Below are 2,081 nucleotides of genomic sequence, written 5' to 3' on the forward strand. Positions count from 1 at the left end.
TTCCGGAAGCTACTTTTTCAACAGAACCGGCAATGTAAATGATCAGACTACATCGCAGCAATACCTGCTTGCCAAATCGGATAGTAACCAGCTTTACAATGAGGCAAGCCGGACTTCGAGTACCAATGCAAACCACCGTTTGAACATGCGTGTGGAATACAATATCAATCCAAAGAACTCGCTGATCTTTACACCTCGTCTCAGTTTTCAGGATAACAATTCCGGAAGTATGCGGACCGGACTTACAACAGTGCTAGGCAGCCCGGTGAATAGCCAGGACAATAGCCAGACCAACAACAACGCGGGCTATAATTTCTCCAACGATCTGCTGTTCCGTCATAGCTTTGACAAAAAAGGCCGGACTGTGAGCGTGAATGTAAATACGCAGCTGAATGACCGCAATGGAACGCGGTACCTCTATTCACGCAATCTGTATTACGACGGTTTCATGCTGCCCGATATAGCAGTACGCGGCGACACGATTGATCAGGTGAGCTACACCAATTCTGACGGGCTTACATTGGGTGGTAATGTGATTTACACCGAGCCGATCAGCAAGAATGCGCAATTGCAGCTGAATTACGGGCTTACTGTCAGCAACAGCAATTCCAGCCGCGAGACTTATAATATGAGTTTTGACGAAAACACTTACACAGACCTGGATACGCTGCTGACCAATAATTTTGACAACAGATACACCACCAATCGTGCCGGACTGGGCTACCGCTATCGTAAAAACAGCTGGTCGGCGAACTTTGGGGTTGACTTTCAGAATACGGGATTGTACAGCCAGCAGCTCGCGCCCACTAACAACAAGGTAGATCAGTCTTTCACAAACTTTCTTCCCAACTTCATGCTGAGCTACCGGTCGAAATCAGGTACGCAGTTCCGGACGTTTTTCCGTAGCTCTACCAGTCAGCCTTCCATTTCGCAGCTGCAAAATGTGGTAGATAACAGCAACCCGCTATCGCTAACAGCGGGTAATCCGAACCTGAAACAGGAATACCGCAACTCGTTGAATGTGCGCTACTCACTGGCTGGTGCGGAGAGACCTTACAGTTTGAATGCAATGGTATTTGTAACGCAAACGAACAATGCGATCGTGAATTCGACGATTATCGCACAGGAGCCGACTACATTGGCCAACGGTGTTGTGCTCGAACGCGGTGCAAGACTTACCTCGCCGATCAACGTGGACGGAAGCTGGAATGCGCGTACTTTCCTTGCTTACGGAAAGCCGGTGGCGCCTTTGAAACTGAATGTGAACCTGACAACCGGCTTTAATTATGTGAGATCGCCAGGTATGATCAACAATGTGCCCAACTTCTCCAATACTTACGCGATTTCACAAGGTTTAGTACTGAGCAGCAATGTGAGCGAAAAGCTGGATTTCACCGCTTCGTACTCAGGTAATTACAACGTGGTTAGAAATACGATTCAGCCAAATCTGAACAATAACTACTATACGCAAAGCATTACCGGTCGCGTTAACTGGATTTTTGGAAAAGGTTTTGTGGTACAAAGTGATATCAGCAGTCAATCCTACCGTGGGCTCGGCGCAGGTTTTAACCAAAACTTTACATTATGGAATGCGAGTGTCGGCAAGAAATTCCTTAAAAACAATGCAGGCGAGTTGAAACTGACTGTGTTCGATATTTTAAACCAAAACAACAGCATCAGCCGCACTACTACTGAAACCTACATTCAGGACGTGAGTAACAGGGTTCTGACGCAGTATGCAATGCTTACATTCACCTACACATTGAAGAATTTCGGCAAAGCCCCGGCCAGCAACAATTCACGGAGACGGGATTTTGATAATGAAGGCGGCGGGTTCCGCAGAGGTGGCGGCGAGGGCAGAGGTCCCGGCGGATTTTGAGAAATCAATAAATTCTGCTTAACAGACAAAAAAAGAATCCCGGCTCAGATCAATGGGCCGGGATTCGTGTATTTATAAATCTTATTTTTTGCTGGGAAAAGGAATTATCAGCTTTTCACCGCGTTCTGAGAAGTCCCTTGACTTGCCGTTCGCTTTCATGATCGCTTCTTTGCTGACGCCGTATTTGTTGGCAACTACGCGC

At 47.1% G+C, this 2,081-nt stretch carries 1 protein-coding gene and 1 pseudogene; one reads left to right on the top strand and one right to left on the bottom strand.

Annotation, left to right across the window (positions count from 1 at the left end; translation table 11 throughout):
* Positions 1–1,879 (top strand): outer membrane beta-barrel protein (locus tag ACTIE6_RS23190; RefSeq protein WP_439558897.1); only part of this gene is annotated, 1,879 nt, incomplete at its 5' end.
* Between the two features lie 81 nt (positions 1,880–1,960).
* Here ACTIE6_RS23190 and ACTIE6_RS23195 read toward each other — a convergent pair.
* Positions 1,961–2,081: pseudogene (locus tag ACTIE6_RS23195) on the bottom strand (LysM peptidoglycan-binding domain-containing protein); the annotation flags it as partial.

Origin of the sequence: Dyadobacter sp., from assembly GCF_051859145.1 — a bacterium.
GTDB lineage: Bacteria > Bacteroidota > Bacteroidia > Cytophagales > Spirosomataceae > Dyadobacter.